Origin of the sequence: Pseudomonas sp. ME-P-057 (genome assembly GCF_030208975.1) — a bacterium.
In the GTDB taxonomy this organism is placed as follows: Bacteria; Pseudomonadota; Gammaproteobacteria; order Pseudomonadales; family Pseudomonadaceae; genus Aquipseudomonas; species Aquipseudomonas lutea.
The window spans coordinates 179,178-194,656 of the sequence record NZ_JARVSX010000020.1; the positions used below are offsets into that span (position 1 = coordinate 179,178).

At 61.7% G+C, this 15,479-nt stretch carries 13 protein-coding genes and 1 pseudogene; 8 read left to right on the plus strand and 6 right to left on the minus strand.

The genetic code is table 11. The features are described 5' to 3' along the window. The first annotated feature begins 87 nt into the window (after positions 1-87). Positions 88-1,586: pseudogene (locus tag QRN48_RS11145) on the plus strand (Fic family protein). A 92-nt stretch (positions 1,587-1,678) separates the two neighbouring features. Beyond that, complete coding sequence (locus tag QRN48_RS11150) at positions 1,679-2,383, plus strand: HAD-IA family hydrolase (protein ID WP_285350588.1); 705 nt, start codon at positions 1,679-1,681, stop codon at positions 2,381-2,383. Positions 2,384-2,459: 76 nt separating this feature from the next. On the opposite strand, the gene QRN48_RS11155 is transcribed toward QRN48_RS11150, so the two are convergent. Next, a complete protein-coding gene (locus QRN48_RS11155) occupies positions 2,460-3,614 on the minus strand; it encodes an epoxide hydrolase family protein (RefSeq protein WP_285350589.1) in 1,155 nt (384 codons plus the stop codon). Beyond that, entirely contained in the window at positions 3,614-4,531 is a 918-nt protein-coding gene (locus tag QRN48_RS11160; RefSeq protein ID WP_285350590.1) for an NmrA family NAD(P)-binding protein, read from the minus strand. The genes QRN48_RS11155 and QRN48_RS11160 overlap by 1 nt, the downstream gene beginning before the upstream one ends. A gap of 112 nt (positions 4,532-4,643) precedes the next feature. Here QRN48_RS11160 and QRN48_RS11165 point away from each other — a divergent pair, with 112 nt between their 5' ends. Both QRN48_RS11165 and glsB read left to right on the plus strand, forming a co-directional pair. Then, entirely contained in the window at positions 4,644-5,270 is a 627-nt protein-coding gene (locus QRN48_RS11165) for a TetR/AcrR family transcriptional regulator (protein ID WP_285350592.1), read from the plus strand. Between the two features lie 147 nt (positions 5,271-5,417). Further along, positions 5,418-6,326 (plus strand): glutaminase B, encoded by a 909-nt coding sequence (glsB, locus tag QRN48_RS11170; RefSeq protein ID WP_037013515.1) that lies wholly within the window; start codon positions 5,418-5,420, stop codon positions 6,324-6,326. Positions 6,327-6,431: 105 nt separating this feature from the next. On the opposite strand, the gene QRN48_RS11175 is transcribed toward glsB, so the two are convergent. Next, positions 6,432-7,346: a LysR substrate-binding domain-containing protein gene (locus QRN48_RS11175; protein WP_285350594.1), complete on the minus strand. Its 915-nt coding sequence runs from the start codon at positions 7,344-7,346 to the stop codon at positions 6,432-6,434. A gap of 81 nt (positions 7,347-7,427) precedes the next feature. Continuing rightward, positions 7,428-8,366, minus strand: coding sequence for an alpha/beta fold hydrolase (locus QRN48_RS11180; RefSeq protein WP_285350596.1), 939 nt, complete (start codon positions 8,364-8,366; stop codon positions 7,428-7,430). 264 nt (positions 8,367-8,630) lie between these two features. Here QRN48_RS11180 and leuC point away from each other — a divergent pair, with 264 nt between their 5' ends. Continuing rightward, positions 8,631-10,055 carry a 3-isopropylmalate dehydratase large subunit gene (gene leuC / locus QRN48_RS11185; protein WP_285350598.1) on the plus strand — a complete coding sequence of 475 codons (1,425 nt, stop codon included), beginning with the start codon at positions 8,631-8,633 and terminating at the stop codon, positions 10,053-10,055. Between the two features lies 1 nt (position 10,056). Continuing rightward, positions 10,057-10,665 (plus strand): 3-isopropylmalate dehydratase small subunit, encoded by a 609-nt coding sequence (gene leuD / locus QRN48_RS11190; protein ID WP_285350600.1) that lies wholly within the window; start codon positions 10,057-10,059, stop codon positions 10,663-10,665. Between the two features lie 67 nt (positions 10,666-10,732). Here the strand turns inward: leuD and QRN48_RS11195 are convergent, their stop codons facing one another. Further along, positions 10,733-11,305, minus strand: coding sequence for a TetR/AcrR family transcriptional regulator (locus QRN48_RS11195; protein WP_285350602.1), 573 nt, complete (start codon positions 11,303-11,305; stop codon positions 10,733-10,735). A 98-nt stretch (positions 11,306-11,403) separates the two neighbouring features. Between QRN48_RS11195 and QRN48_RS11200 the strand changes: the two genes are divergently transcribed. Continuing rightward, positions 11,404-12,840, plus strand: coding sequence for an amidase (locus QRN48_RS11200; protein WP_285350604.1), 1,437 nt, complete (start codon positions 11,404-11,406; stop codon positions 12,838-12,840). Positions 12,841-12,865: 25 nt separating this feature from the next. Here QRN48_RS11200 and QRN48_RS11205 read toward each other — a convergent pair whose 3' ends face one another. Further along, complete coding sequence (locus QRN48_RS11205; RefSeq protein WP_285350606.1) at positions 12,866-14,083, minus strand: GAF domain-containing sensor histidine kinase; 1,218 nt, start codon at positions 14,081-14,083, stop codon at positions 12,866-12,868. 199 nt (positions 14,084-14,282) lie between these two features. On the opposite strand from QRN48_RS11205, the gene QRN48_RS11210 reads away from it, so the two are divergent. Continuing rightward, positions 14,283-14,918, plus strand: coding sequence for a CGNR zinc finger domain-containing protein (locus QRN48_RS11210; protein ID WP_191945721.1), 636 nt, complete (start codon positions 14,283-14,285; stop codon positions 14,916-14,918). Positions 14,919-15,479 lie beyond the last annotated feature (561 nt).

Genomic DNA, 15,479 nt, shown 5'->3' on the forward strand with positions numbered 1-15,479 from the left:
GTCGGTTAATATTTTCTGAGTGTTCGCCGCACATTTTAAGAAAATCTTGGCGCGGTTAAGAAAATCCAGCCATAGAGAGGGGGAGATATGGGAAATCTAGTGGGTTACGCCCATCTGATCAAGGCGATGGAGCTGGAGGTTATAGGGGTAAAGATGCCTGCACTCGTTCAACCCGTCACCCGCATTGAGCAGATCAACGGCGCGCTCGCAGTTCCGCCGGCGGTCGCACCGGACGCTGGTGATTACCTCGCCCACATTGTCTTTGCGCTTAAACATGAGGGCGTCAACCTCTCTATCTTGGCGCAGGCTCTGCCTCGCATTGAAAGTCGACTCCTGGTAGAGGCCATAACCCAATCTCCCAGCAGCGGATATCTGCGCAAAATCTGCTTTCTCTGGGAGGCCTATTCCGAACGTTCGCTGGACTATGCGGACAAGCCACGGGGCCCCGGCGTCCTGCTTTTTGATCCAGAGTGCTACATAACGGGCCCTTCGGTGCGAAACAACCGCTGGCGCGTGGACTTAACGGGCTAGGGACGCTCCAATATTGCGCGACTGTAGAACGAACGCCGGAGGTTCAGGCCCTGCTTGAATACGACATTCTAGGGCGTTCGAAAGAGTTTATTGCTTCCCTGCCTAAGGAGATGATGGATCGTGCCATCAACTGGGCGTACCTGAGCGAAACAGACTCATCATTTGCGATTGAAAAGGAAGCACCAAGCCAGCAGAAGTCGGAGCGTTTCGTTCAGTTGCTGCGCCAGGCACATGATCGCCAGCCGCTTACCGAAGACTACCTGGTCTCTTTGCAAAACAATGCGATTTCCCAACCGCTCGAATGGGCGGTGGCCTTCCGGCATGAACAGAACCACCTGACCAACTCCTTTCGAGGAGCGGCCGGGGTCACCTATATTCCCCCTCCTCCAGAGCTTTGCCGGGAACTGATGTTCGAACTCATGGCCTTCGCAAATCGTGCACCCTTGGAGCTTGATCCGCTGGTGGCCGCTGGCATTGCCTCGTTCGGGTTCGTCTTCCTGCATCCCTTCATGGATGGTAATGGCCGACTGTCGCGCTTCTTGATACACCAGGCATTGTGCTGCAGCGGTGCGCTGGAGAACGGTTTGTTACTTCCGGTCTCCGTGGCCATGAAGCGCGAAGAGCAACGCTATCTTGAAGCCCTGCAGAGTTTCTCGAAACCAGCACGGCAATTCTGGGACGTTCGTTGGATTGATGCCGACAATATGTCGCTTAACTTCATCGGCGACCCAAGCCTGTATCGCTACTGGGATGCGACTGAATGTGTAGCCTTCACTCTGGAAATGGCCAAGCGTGCCCTGGAAATCGAACTGAGGGAAGAAACCGAATATTTGCAACGATACGACACGTTGCTCAAGCTGGTTAATGACAACTACGACGTTCGCGGCAGCCTCTTGAGTAAGCTGATTATGCAGTGCTTAGACCAGAATGGGGTCGTATCAAAGGGCTGGCGCAAGCAATACAACGGGCATATCCAGGAGGAGGTTTTCGACTTCCTCGAGGGGCACGCCCAGGCCCTTTTGGCAGAAGCCTACGCAGACCCCGACGACCAATAGTGCAGCGACTGTGGCGGTTAAATTGCCGCTGGGTTATGCCTGGCGGGCTAAAGTTGAAAGACGTTTAAGCCATCCTCGGAGACCCTGTTCCCATGCTTGAAATCAATTCCCGCACCAAGGTCCTGACCTTTGATTGCTACGGCACACTGGTGCAGTGGCACCGAGCCGTCCGCCACGCTGCCGCCGCCATCCTCCAGCGACATCTCGCGGCCGAGGCCCCGGATCAACGCAGCTCGGCCCTCGCGGTCCGGCTGCGTGAGCGCGCGGTTGAGCTTCAACAGCAATCAGGTTTTCTGGACTATGAGGCGGTGCTTGAAGCGAGCCTGCGCGAAGCGTTGGGTGAAAACGGCTTTGAGGCCGATGCCCAAGACCTTGAAATCCTCCTGGCCACTCTGGGGAAGATCGCGCCGCACCCCGAGGTGCCTGAGGTGCTTGCCCGGTTGCGCCAGCATTACCGGATCGCCGTGATCAGCAACACCAGCGACGCATTAATTGCCGGCACTATCGCCGCGATTGGAACCCCCATTGATTTTGTCATCACTGCTCAGCAGGCACGCGCCTACAAGCCCGATCACCGTCTGTTCGAGCATGCTCACGCGGTCATGGGGGTGACGCGGGATGAAACGATTCACGTCGCCATGGGCCAGTTCTCTGACTTGAAAGTGTGCCAGGAACTGGGTATTCGGTCGGTCTGGATTGACCGTGAAGGTGAGCCCCTCGACCCGGCCTGGCACCCGGACGCGGTGTTGAAGGACCTGTCCGGGTTGCCGCGACTGCTGGTGCCGGCGTCGACATAAGCGGCTTGCACCTGTGCAACCGGTTCACCTGTGACTTCGAGGCCGGCTGCGGCACTGGCGCCAGGGGGCTGAGACTTCACCGCAGCAGGCGGAAGGTCTCGCGCACGTGCTCGGTGAGTACCGTCGGGTTTTCGAGAGCGGCGAAATGGCCGCCGCTCTCGGCTTCGGCGAAGAACCTCAGATCATCGAACCGCGCGTGCGCCCAACGCCTGGAAAGGCGAAGCAGCTCGCCGGGAAACATGCTCACACCCGCAGCCGTGGGCTGAGGCGGGGCCGGACCGCGGGTCTGCATTTCACGGATGCTTTCCCAGTAGAAACGCACCGAGCTGGGGCCTGCGTTGGGCAGCCAGTACAGCATGATGTCGTCGATCAACGCGTTGATGTCGATCACCTGCTCCGGTTGCCCGGCGCTGTCGGAGGCGTCCTGAAACAACGCGTAGATCCACGCCGCAAGACCGACCGGCGAATCGGCCAGCGCAAAGCCGATCGACTGCGGACGGGTGCTCTGGACTTTCATGTAGCCGGACAGCTCGCGCTCATAGCGTTGAGCGTCGGCCAGCATGCGCTGTTCTTCAGGAGTGGCGTCAGCGATTTCAGCGTCGGTGGGCTGGTACATCACCATGTTCAGATGAATGCCCACCAGGCCTGGCGGGCTCATGTGACCCAACGCTGTCGTCACGGCCGCGCCCCAGTCACCGCCCTGGGCAGCCCAGCGGTCGCCATAGCCTAGGCGTTCCATCAATTTAACCCATGCAGCAGCGGTCTTGCCCACGCCCCAGCCCGGCGAGCGTGGTTTGTCACTGAAACCAAAACCCGGCAGGGCCGGGATCACCAGATGGAATGCGTCGTTGGCCTGCCCGCCGTGGGCGGTGGGGTCGGTGAGCGGGCCGATCATCGCATTGAACTCCAGGAGGGAGCCGGGCCAGCCATGGGTCATCAGCAAGGGGAGGGCGTCAGCATGGGGCGAACGGATGTGCAGAAAGTGAATGCCCAGCCCGTCGATTTCGGTCCGGCTGCTGTTCCACTGATTGAGCCGGGTTTCAGTGGCGCGCCAGTCGTAATTGTTCTGCCAGTGCTCGACCAGCGCGCGGACTCGCTCAAGCTGCGGGCCCTGGCTGATGTCGGAGACGGTCTGCGGGTCAGGCCAGCGGGTCTGGGCCAGGCGTACGGCAAGGTCGTCGAGTTGTGCTTGCGGGATGTGGATGGGGAAGGGGTGAATGCGGTCGGTCATCATCGGTTTCCTTGCACATGAATACGGGCCAGGGTGTCGCGCACGGATGCCCATTCACGTTGGCCGTAACGGTCGTTGTCAAGCTCGAGCAGCTTGCCGCGGCCGCTCATCATGTCTCGCAGATACTGCATGCCTTGCCAGGCAGGAAAAGGCTTGTCGCTTGCGGGTGTGAGCGCACGCACCACGGAGATGATCACCGACAACGCAGCGAGATTGCCCGGACGCAAGGTGCGGTAGGGTTGGCCTGTCAGCTCGGCCAGGGTGTTGGCGATCTGCGCGGGCGACACGCTGTTGCCGGCAATGCGCAAGAAACGCGGCGTGTCAGGGTCCAGGGCGGCGTCGGCGGTGAAGGCCGCGACATCGTCCTTGGCCGTGAAATCCAGCGCTTGCTGCGCGTCGCCAAAGTGCAGCACCCGGCGCCCGGGCAATACGATGGGGGCATCGCCTTCCAGCAACTCCAGAAAACCGCCGTTGAGGATGGAAGTCGCGGCGATGTCGGCGTGGTCGAGCCGTGCAGCGAATTGCCTGCGAAGGTCCATGTTGCGGTTGTTGCCGGGGCGGGTACGGGTGTAGTCGAGCGAGTAATCCGAGGGAATGAACCGCGGGACTCCGGCGGCGACGGCGGCCTCCAGCAGCGCGGTCTGTTGCTTGATGATGACCGTCTCCAGACCATTGAGCGTGGAGACCACACAACCCGAGCCGGCAACGGCACGGCGCAGGCCGTGAGCATCATCCAGTGAAACTGGAATGATCACGGTATGGTTGCCTTGCAATCCTTCCAGGCGTCCCGGCTCAGTGCCGGGCCGAACCAGCACGATGATGCGGGCGCCGCGCGTGGCCAAGGCATGCACGACACGCTGGCCGAGATCGCCCGTAGCGCCGGCAACCACGATGGGTAACTGAGTGGTGTGATTCAAGGAGCGCTCTCATGATCGGAATGAAGGGACGGAAACGGCGTTTGCCGAGCCGATTTAACTGAACGTTACCGTTTAGTTGACGAACAAACAAGGCGGCTGTAAGTTGCCGGCCATGACCACAATCAAGACTCCATCCAAAGGCGGCAGGCCCCGGCAGAGCGAAGCGGGGGAGGTCCAGCGCAGGTTGCTGGATGCGGCCCTGCAACGCTTTCTGGCCTGCGGTCTCGACGGCACGTCATGTGAAGACATTGCCCGCACGGCAGGCGCCAGCAAAGCCACCCTCTATGCACGTTATGCCAACAAAGAGGCGCTGTTCGAGGCGGTGGTGCAGCGCCATGTCGCCACATTGCAGGTCCCTTCCGAGACCACGCCTTCGCTCCCGCTGCAAGACCGTCTGCGACACGTGGGTCGCGGCATTCTGGAACATGCGCTGCAACCCCGGACCCTTGCCATGATGCGCCTGGTGATTGCCACGTCTGCCCGCGCCCCGTCGCTGGCCGCCGAGGTGAACCGCCTGGGCTGGGAAGGCGGGTTCTTGCGTGTGCATTCGGCCATTCTCGCAGGCCCGGACCAGCCGTCCGACCCTGACGGGCTCGCCCGTCAATTCATCGATCTGGTATTCGCCCCGCATCAGCTTCGGGCGTTGCTGGGCGAGGACCGCGAGCAGTTGGTCCGGGCCATTCCCGAGCGTGTGGAGTGGGGCCTCAAGATGGTCAACGCCGCAGACCTGTTGCGCTGACTGGGCTCTTCCGATTACTTGCGGCGCAACGCACCCCCCGCAAAAATAACCGGTGAAGTTCTCATCGAACGTGTGATGCCGTCCGTTTTGCATTCGTCTTGAATGCTAGCCCCTGCTGCCGTCGGGGAAACAATGACAAGGTCCGCCATGCAAACGCTGTTGAACGAGATCCTCGACGAAGTGCGTCCCCTGATCGGCCAGGGCAAAGTAGCCGATTACATTCCCGCGCTGGCCGACGTGCCAGCCGAACAGTTGGGCATCGCGGTGTACGGCAACGATGGCACCTTTTATTGCGCGGGTGACGCTCAGGTGCCGTTTTCAGTGCAGAGCATTTCCAAGGTGTTCAGCCTGGTTCAAGCGATTGGCCACTCCGGCGAGGCCATCTGGCAGCGCCTTGGCCATGAGCCCTCGGGGCAGCCGTTCAATTCGCTGGTGCAGCTGGAATTCGAGCGCGGGCGCCCGCGCAATCCCTTTATCAATGCCGGCGCGTTGGTGATCTGCGACATCAACCAGTCGCGTTTCGCCGCGCCGACCTTGTCGATGCGTGACTTCGCCCGGCGCTTGTCGGGCAACCCGCAGGTGATGATCGATGCCCGTGTGGCCGACTCGGAATATCAATTCCGCGCGCGCAACGCGGCCATGGCGTATTTGATGCAATCGTTCGGCAATTTCCATAACGAGGTTGAAACCGTGCTGCGCAGCTACTTCAGCTACTGCGCGCTGAAAATGAGCTGTCTGGATCTGGCCCGGGCGTTCTGCTTCCTGGCCAACGATGGCTTCTGCAAGCACAGCGGCGAGCAAATCCTCACCCGGCGGCAGACCCAACAGGTGAACTCCATCATGGCGACTAGCGGCTTGTACGACGAGGCCGGAAATTTCGCCTACCGCGTCGGTCTGCCCGGCAAGAGTGGTGTAGGGGGAGGCATCGTGGCGATCGTGCCGGGGCAGTTCACGGTGTGCGTGTGGTCGCCTGAGCTGAATGCTGCAGGCAACTCCCTCGCCGGGATGGCGGCGCTGGAGCGGCTGAGCTCGCGGATTGGCTGGTCGGTCTTTTGATCCGGGCGTGAACCCGCCGCGCTTGCGTGGTGCCTGCACACCCTTCGCGGCAAGCGCGCTCCTACAATGGGTGGTGCTGTCCAGCCGGGCAGGCGGTGTCCCCGCTCAGATCGACAGCGCCATAAAGTGATTTTCAAGAAACTCCACGCAGGCGCGGAGTTTGCCCGAGTGGGCCAGGCGCGTAGGGTACACCGCCCAGACATTTGCATTCTGGTGGTAGCCGGGCAGCACCTGGACCAGCTTTCCCTGCTCCAGCAGCGGCTTGGCGTCCCACATCGAACGCAAGACGATGCCTCGGCCATCCAGCGCCCATTGCAGCACGATTTCCCCGCTATTGGACGACAGCGGCCCGCGCACTTTTACCGTCTCCTGGGCGCCATCGCGTTCCAGTGACCACACGCCGAAGGCGTTGTCGCGCTCCTTGATGACCAGGCAATCATGATGCTCCAGGTCCGCAAGCGATTGCGGGGTACCTCTGCGTTCAAGGTAACCCGGCGCCGCGCACAAGGTGCGCCGGTTCCGGACCAGTTGGCGGCCGATGTGCTGTCCGGGCAGGTCGTCGCCCACGCGGATCTCCAGGTCGAAGCCTTCGCTGACGATGTCCACTACCCGATCAAACAGGTCCAGACGGATCTCCAGCTCGGGATAACGTTCGGCCAGCATCGATACCGCCGGGGCCACGTGGTTCCGACCGAAACCGAAGCTGCTGCACAGATGCAGCCGGCCCCGAGGCGTCTGGTGAGCGTCGCCCAACTCGTCGGCCATGCCCTGGAAGTCTTCAAGAATGCGCATGGCCCAGACCTTCACACGCTCACCGTCATCGGTCAGGCTCACGCGGCGGCTGGTACGGTGCAGCAGGCGAGTGCCCAGCGTGCTTTCGAGGATCTGGATGCGCTTGGTGACGTAGGCGGCCGACAGTCCCAGCTCATCGGCGGCGCTGGCAAAACCGGATTTTCGGATCACGGTGAGGAATACCCGCAGATCCTCGGGAAGCGGCGTCGAGCCTTTCATGAGCGTCATCGTGAGTGAAACGGGTGGCCAAAGGGGCGATCAGAATAGCACCGTGTCGACGCACCTGAGCCCCGCTGTTCCAGTGTGGGCTCAGCCGGGCACGTGCGATTGGCTGCCTCCAGGAACGCCACTCGGCGAACGCGCCGACAGCAGCTCCGGGAAAAAATCCTCAACCGCTTCGAGCAGGCGTTCGGGCGCTTCTTCGGCGATGTAATGACCTGACGGCAGCGCGTAACCGCGCACATCGCTCGCGACCTTTTGCCATTCCTTCAACGGCTCGAAGCAGCGGCCAACCACGCCATCGGCGCCCCACAGGGCAAGCAGCGGCATCTCAAGACGGCGCTCGGCGGCAATATCCGCGCGGTCGTGCTCCAGATCCAGACCGGCGGACGCGCGGTAATCCTCACAAATTCCCCGGGCGCTGCCAGGCAATTGCAGGCACCGCACATATTCGGCGAAGGCGGCGTCAGTAAAAGGTGTCAGGCCGGCGCTGCGGCTGCCCATCACGCTGCGCAGGTATTGCTCGGGATCGGCCTCGATGAGGCTCTCGGGCAGCGGTGCCGGCCGAATGAGAAAGAACCAGTGCCAATACGCGCGGGCGAAGGCTTCATCGGTTTGCGCGTACATCGCCAGCGTGGGCGCGATGTCCAGCAACGCCAGGCGCTGCACCGCATCGGGATGGTCCAGGGCCAGGCGATGGGCAACGCGTGCGCCCCGGTCATGGGCCAGCACGCTGAACTGTTCAAAACCGAGCGAGCGCATCAACCTGACGTTATCCATCGCCATGGTGCGCTTGGAGTAATTGCTGTGCTCGGCATCCGCGGCAGGCCGGCTGCTGTCGCCGTAGCCGCGAAGGTCAGCCGCTACCACAGTGAAATGCTCGGCCAGCCGAGGCGCGACCTTGTGCCAGATGACGTGGGTCTGAGGGTGGCCGTGCAGCAATAAAAGACCGGGGCCTGTACCGCCCATACGAAAATTGATGTCGACGCCGTTGACGTGGCGTTTATAGGTCTGGAATCCGGCAAACATGGTTCGACTCCTTGAGCAGTTCCCCGAAAGCCTGAGGTCAAGCGGGGGACGATGCAAGGGCCCAGGCGTGTGGGGAAAGTTCATGAAGTGTGTTTCGGGCGGGTTAATCGCAGGGGTAAAACGTTGCGTCATGCACGTTTCGTGGACTTTGCATCCACTCTTCCGCCATTGATGGGCGCGGTCGCGAGGCTATCTTGGAGTCAGGTTGCATCGCCTCGCAGTCGACAGGTGATGGCAGCAGGCGAACCACAACAGGTACCCATCGTGACCGACATTCCCAAGACGCTCTATCAAAAGCACATCGACGCACACACCGTCTGTGAACTGGATGACCAGGGCCACGTGCTGCTTTATATCGACCGCCAGGTGGCCAACGAATACACCAGCCCGCAAGCCTTCAGCGGCCTGCGGCAAGCCGGGCGTGGTGTCTGGCGGCCCAGCGCGACGCTGTGTGTGGTTGACCATGTGAACCCGACGGCCCCGGAACGTAATGCAGCCATGGCGGATCCCGGTGGCGCGCGCCAGGTGAGCTACTTCGAGGAGAACTGCCGGGACTTCGGCATCGAGCTGTTCAACGTTCTCGACAAGCGCCAGGGCATCGAGCATGTGGTGGCGCCCGAGCAGGGCTTCATTTTGCCTGGCATGGTGATCGCGGCAGGGGACAGCCACACCACCACCTATGGCGCCCTGGGTGCCTTTGGTTTCGGCATCGGCACTTCTGAAATCGAACACCTGCTGGCGACCCAGACACTGGTGTACAAGCGGCTGAAGACCCTGCGCGTGACCGTTGAAGGCCAGCCCGGCCCGGGGCTGGTCTCCAAAGACATCATCATGGAATTGATCCGGCAGATCGGCGCGTCTGGCGCAACCGGCTACGCGATCGAGTTCACCGGGCCGGCCATCAGTGCGCTGAGCGTCGAGGCGCGCATGACCATTTGCAACATGGCGGTGGAGGCCGGCGCCAGGGGCGCATTCATGGCGCCGGACGAGAAAGTCTATGCCTACCTGGCCGACAAGCCTCGCGCGCCAAAGGGTGAGTTGTGGAATCAGGCGGTCGCGCGATGGCAGTCGTTGCACACCGATGTCGGCGCCCGGTTCGACCGCGAAGTGCACATGCACATCGACAAGCTGCAGCCCATGGTCACCTGGGGCACCAGCCCGGACCAGGCTGCCGCGATTACCGGCTGCGTGCCGGACCCCTCGCAAGAGCCTGACCTGATCCTGCGGCAGGACCTTGAGCGTGCGCTGCGTTATATGGACCTGACTCCGGGCACGGCGCTGGCGAGCATCCCCATCAGCCATGCGTTCATCGGCTCGTGCACCAATGCGCGCATCGAAGACTTGCGCGACGCGGCGCGTGTCGTCAGAGGCCGAAGCGTGGCGCAGGGCGTGCGCGCGATGATCGTTCCCGGCTCAACGCAAGTGCGCGATCAGGCCGAGACAGAAGGGTTGGCGCAGGTGTTTCGCGATGCCGGTTTTGAGTGGCGCCAGTCGGGCTGCTCAATGTGCCTGGCCATGAACGACGATGTGCTCAATCCGGGAGATCGCTGCGCGTCGAGCACCAACCGAAACTTCGAGGGGCGGCAGGGCGCGGGTGCGCGCACCCACCTGATGAGCCCGGCAATGGTCGCCGCTGCTGCGGTCACTGGCCATCTGGTCGATGTTCGTCAATTTGGATCGGAGGTTTGATATGCAACCTTTTACTCGGGTTCAGGGTATCGCCGCGCCTTTGTCTGCGGCCAATGTAGACACCGACGTCATCATGCCCAAGCAGTTTCTCAAGGGCATCGATCGCAGCGGGCTGGACCGGGGCGTGTTCTTTGACTTGCGCTTTCTGGCCGACGGCACGCCAAACCCTGATTTTGTACTGAATCAAGCGCCGTGGCAGAACGCGAACTTTCTGGTGGTCGGGCCCAACTTCGGCTGCGGTTCAAGTCGGGAGCACGCGGTGTGGGGCTTGCAGCAGCTGGGTATCAGGGCGCTCATCGGCACACGCTTCGCCGGGATCTTCTACGACAACTGCCAGCGCAACGGGGTGTTGGTCATCACGCTCACGCCGCCCGAACTCAAGGCATTGAGCGACCGCATAAGCCAGGGCGACACGGCGTCTATCGCCATCGATCTGGAGAGCCAGCGCATCGAGCTCTGCGATGGGCAAAGCATCGATTTCGAAATCGAAGCCTTGCGCAAACAGTCGCTCATGCTTGGGCTGGACGCGATCGGCACGACGCTGCAGCGCCGCGAGGCCATTGAAGCGTTTGAAGCCCGCCATTTGCAGGAAAACCCTTGGCTGGTCTGAAGTCGTCAGCATAAAGGGGCTGTCAATCAGCCAATCCAGCAAGCAGTGCGGCGGCAAGGTTGGCCCGTTACGACCCCAGCCGCCGCTGCACCATCGCGGTCAGGCGTTCACCGACGTGCTCAATGCCCCTGTTTTGCGCCACCACCTGAGCGCCCTCCATCATTAACGTCAGCTCCTCGGCGGCGTGCCCAGGCTCGTTCAGGTGCATGGCGGCGCAGAGGGCGGTCAGTCGGGCGAACTGCTGTTGCTTGTGCTGCTGGATCATCGCCCGGACGGGATGATCATCCTCGGCCACTTCGGCCAGCGTGTTGGTGAACGGGCAGCCGCGATAACCCGAGCGCGCCAGGTCCTGCACGATGAAATCGACGAATCCCAGCAATTGCTGACGCGGCGAATCAGGGTACTGCGCTGCCATCCGGTCCAGAGCATCGGCGTAGCTTTCGATCAGTTGCCCCAGCCACTCCAGCACCAGCGCATCCTTGTTTTCGAAATGGCGGTAGACCGTCATCTTCGTCGACGAGGCCCGGGCGGCGATGGCATCCACGCTGACGCGCGTGATCCCTTGCTCCATGAACAGCGCAGTGGCGGCTTCGATGATGCGCTCTCTGGGCGGCAACTGAGGAATAGGTGAGGGGCGCATCGTTTTCTCCTTGACAGCGATACCGGGAAGTATCGCATGATACTCTTCGGTATCGTTCGATACCGAAGAGTATCGATCATATCGAATTGGAGATTGCCATGCACCTGAGTGAATACACCGAAAAGGATGCCACCGGCCTGAGTCAGCTCATCGAGGCCGGACATGTGAGTGCCGACGAGGTTCGTACTGCGGCTTTGCACGCCATCGAAGTGCTCAACCCGCAGATCAACGCGGTGATCGAATCATGGGACGACGAACGCTCGCCGCAAACAGGCGCGTTCAACGGGGTGCCTGTTCTGATCAAGGACGTGGGCATTACGGCCAAGGGGCGGCGCAACGAACTGGGCAGCAGGCTGGCGCTGGGCTGCACCGCCGAGAGTGATACGCAGCTCATGACCCGTTTGCGTCTTGCCGGCCTGTTGCCGTTGGGCAGGACCACGACACCCGAGTTCGCGGCGAGCACCACCACGGAAAGCCGTCTGCATGGCGCGACCCGCAATCCCTGGGACCTGCAGCGAAGTGCCGGAGGTTCCAGTGGCGGCTCTGGCGCAGCTGTCGCGGCAGGTATGGTGCCGATCGCTCACGCCACCGACGGCGGCGGTTCCATTCGCGTGCCGGCTTCCATGTGCGGCCTGTTCGGCCTGAAGCCGAGCCGCGGACGTGTGCCCGTGGGGCCAGACCTCGATGAGGTCTGGAGCGGCCTTGCCGTACACGGCCTGCTCACCCGCTCGGTGCGTGACAGTGCGGCGTTGCTGGACGCGATTCATGGCAACGCAGCGGGTGATCCCTTCCGGATTCCCGTACCGGCCGAGAGCTTCCTCGCGCAGTCCCGGCGCACACCGGGTTCATTGCGCATCGGTGTGCAGACGCGGCCGTTGAATGGCCACGCGCTGCACCCTTCAGTCGGCAGGGCACTGGAACAGGCGGCCCGGCAACTTGAAGCCCTAGGGCACCGGGTGGAAGAAATCGAACCGGATATCGGCATGAGCTGGGCGGCTTTCGTTGAACTGAACGGGCGGTTCTGGTCGTCCAACACGGCGGCCTGGGTGGATGCGATTGCATCCGCAACCGGGCGTAGCATCGATGCAAGCCATCTGGAGCCGGCCACGTTGGCGCTGTACCAGTACGGCAAAGGCCTGAGTGCCACCGAATTGTTGGGCGCTTTGTTCGAGCGCAACACCGTGGCCCGAAAGCTTGGCGGCTTCTTCGAGACTTATGACTTGCTGCTGTCGCCCACCTTGCCAAGCCTGGCCCCGATGATCGGCCACTACAACGCTGCGCAGGAGCAGCTGGACGGGCGAGGCTGGATGAACCACGTATTCGATCAGTCTCCGTTTACTGCGCTGGCGAATGTCATCGGTGCGCCGGCGATGTCCGTTCCGCTGTCCCACGACCCTGAAACCGGCTTGCCCATCGGCATGCAGTTCATGGCCGGATTTGGCGAGGAAGGCATGCTGCTGGGGCTGGCTGGGCAACTCGAGCGCGAGATGGCCTGGGCCACTCGTCGGCCGCGCCTTTGGGCGGGCAACTACTGATCCTGACTCAGGCGTGGCGCTGCGCTTACTCGGCCATGTCGTGGTCGGACAAGTGGGGTGCCCCGTGTAACGGAAGAGTGGCTTTGAAGCACGTGCCGTCAGCGGCGGTGGACACGACGGAGATCGAGCCGCCGTGGCTTTTGACGATCTCTGCGGCGATGTACAAACCCAGTCCCAGGCCGCCGCCATAGCCGCTTTTCTCCGAGCGCGTATACGGCTGGAACAGCAGCCCCAGTCGTTCCGGCTCAATGGGTTGACCCTGATTGGTCACCGAAATGACCAGTAGGTTGTGTTCCACCCCCGCCCGAACCGTGACCGGAAAATGCGTGTCGCCGTGGGTCACGGCATTGCCAAGCAAGTTGCACAGCAATTGCCCCACCCTGACCCGGTCACAATCAATCGCCGTGGGGATGTCAATGGATTGCTGAATGCTCGCTGCGGGGTGAGACCTGCGCACCTCTTCAATCACCCGGTGCAGCTCAGATTGCAGATCGTCGACGTGGGTCCGGCGCACCGGGATGCCGCCGCCCAGACGTCCTCGGGCGAAGTCGAGCACGTTCTCGATCAACAGACCCATGCGCTGAGTGCTGGTCTGGATGGCGTGAACCAGTTTACGGGTCGATCGCTCCGTGACACGGCTGTCGATTAAATCGGCGCTCATGCGGATGGCGCTCAATGGCGTGCGCAAATCGTGGCCCAGCACGGCGATGAATTGGTCGCGCAGCCGACTGGTCTCACGCTCGTCCAGCAGCTCACGCTGGCTTAGATCGAGCGAATCCTGCATGTCCAGGTTTGCAGCGATCAGCTGTGAAAACAGGGTGAGGTTTTCCAGCACTTCAGGTGTTTCGATCGCGCTAGGCGTGCGATCCACTGCGCAAAGCGTGCCGAAAAACTCGCCGTTGGCGCGAATGATGGGGATCGAGATATAGCTTTCAAACCCGAAAAGCCGGGGAGTGGGGTGGGTGGCGAACACCGGATGCTCACTGGCGTGGCCGAAAATGACGGGTTGTTTGTGCTGCGAGATTTCGTGGCAGATCGTCGTCGCGACGTCGACCTTATCGCCCGGCGCCAGCCCATACTGGATAGAGTCATCAATCGCACAAGCGACCCAGTACCGGTCCGTGACCCGCGCCACGGCAGCGAAGCCCAGGCCCGTAACGCGCTTCACCATTCGCAGGATCATCGGTATGGAGTCAATCTGACCGATCGCCCGGATGTCGGTCTCGAAATTCGTTTGTGTCACGCTGCCGACTCCAATCCCGCAGGAAAAAATCACTATACAAACGCCTTGGCGACAAACCAATGAATAAAAGCGGGCTCATCGCACCGTTCTGTCCACCACAGCACTGCGGGCCCTCTTTACACGCCTCGGCCGTCCGAAACCAAAGCGTTCTGCCCATTGTCTGCCATCATTCATGCACTGCTTTGCGCTGAGGCCTGCCATGTCTATCGGACAACTGAAGATCAATGCCATCCGTCTCGTCGGCGGGTCAGCGGTGCTGGACTACCTGAATACCTGTGACGGACGTCGCCCGGGTACAGGGTTGAAGGAAGTCGTCGATAAGCTGAGCAGTCTGGAGGACGTGGTTCACTGGTTCTTTCATGCCGGGCTGATCGAGCAAGACGAGCATCAGCATTTCGTGGCGCTGGTGAGGCGTTCCTCCTGGCAGACGCTGACTGCCTTTCAGCAAATGATCGACTTTCGTGAAGCGTTGTATCGTCTGCTGTTGCCACTGGCGCTGGGGCGGGAAGCCGACGCGCAGAGCCTGGAGGCGTTGAATCAGGCACTGGCGGCCACCGCTTACCAGCGGCTACTCGTATCGACGCCGGTTGGCATTTTGTGGCGCTGGCGTCTAGGCGACGATTTGGGTTCGATGACCGACGGTTTCATGGGCCGGCTGGCCGTGCAGGCGTCAACACTGCTGACCTCCGGCGAGCTCTCGCGGCTCAAGGTGTGCGCAACCCCGGACTGCGACTGGATCTTCCTCGACACCTCGAAAAACGGTCGGCGGCGCTGGTGCCAGATGACCGTCTGCGGCGCGCGGGAAAAAGCCAGAAGAGCGCTGGCAGAGTTCTGATTGCGGACGCGGGACGCAGCTTGTGATCACGCCCTGAATCTGTAGGAGCCGGCCGGCGAATCCGTATCGTCAGCAAGCCGTCGGATTTTGACCCACCGCATTCGTCAGCAAGCCGGCTCCTACAGATGTTGCTTTGCCATCTCAGATTGGCCAGCAAAAACAGGGCACTTGCTGCACCTAAAGCTGTAACGTACTGCTCAAATCACCCATCGGTGCCTGCCCGCGTGCCGCCATTGCGGTGTCCGGGTTGACCCTCTGTCTGCCGAACGAGCGCAGCGGTGGGCGGGACGCAGCTTGTGATCACGCCCTGAATCGGTAGGAGCCGGCTTGCTGGCGAACCCGTTCCGTCAGCGAGCCGTCGGTTTGACCCAACGCATTCGCCAGCAAGCCGGCTCCTACAGATGTTGCTTTGCCATCTCAGATTGGTCAGCAACAACAGGGCACTTGCTGCACCGAAATCTGTAACGTATTGCTCAAATCACCCATCGGTGCATGCCCGCGTGCCGCCATTGCGGTGTCCGGGTTGACCCTCTGTCTGCCGAACGAGCGCAGCGGTGGGCG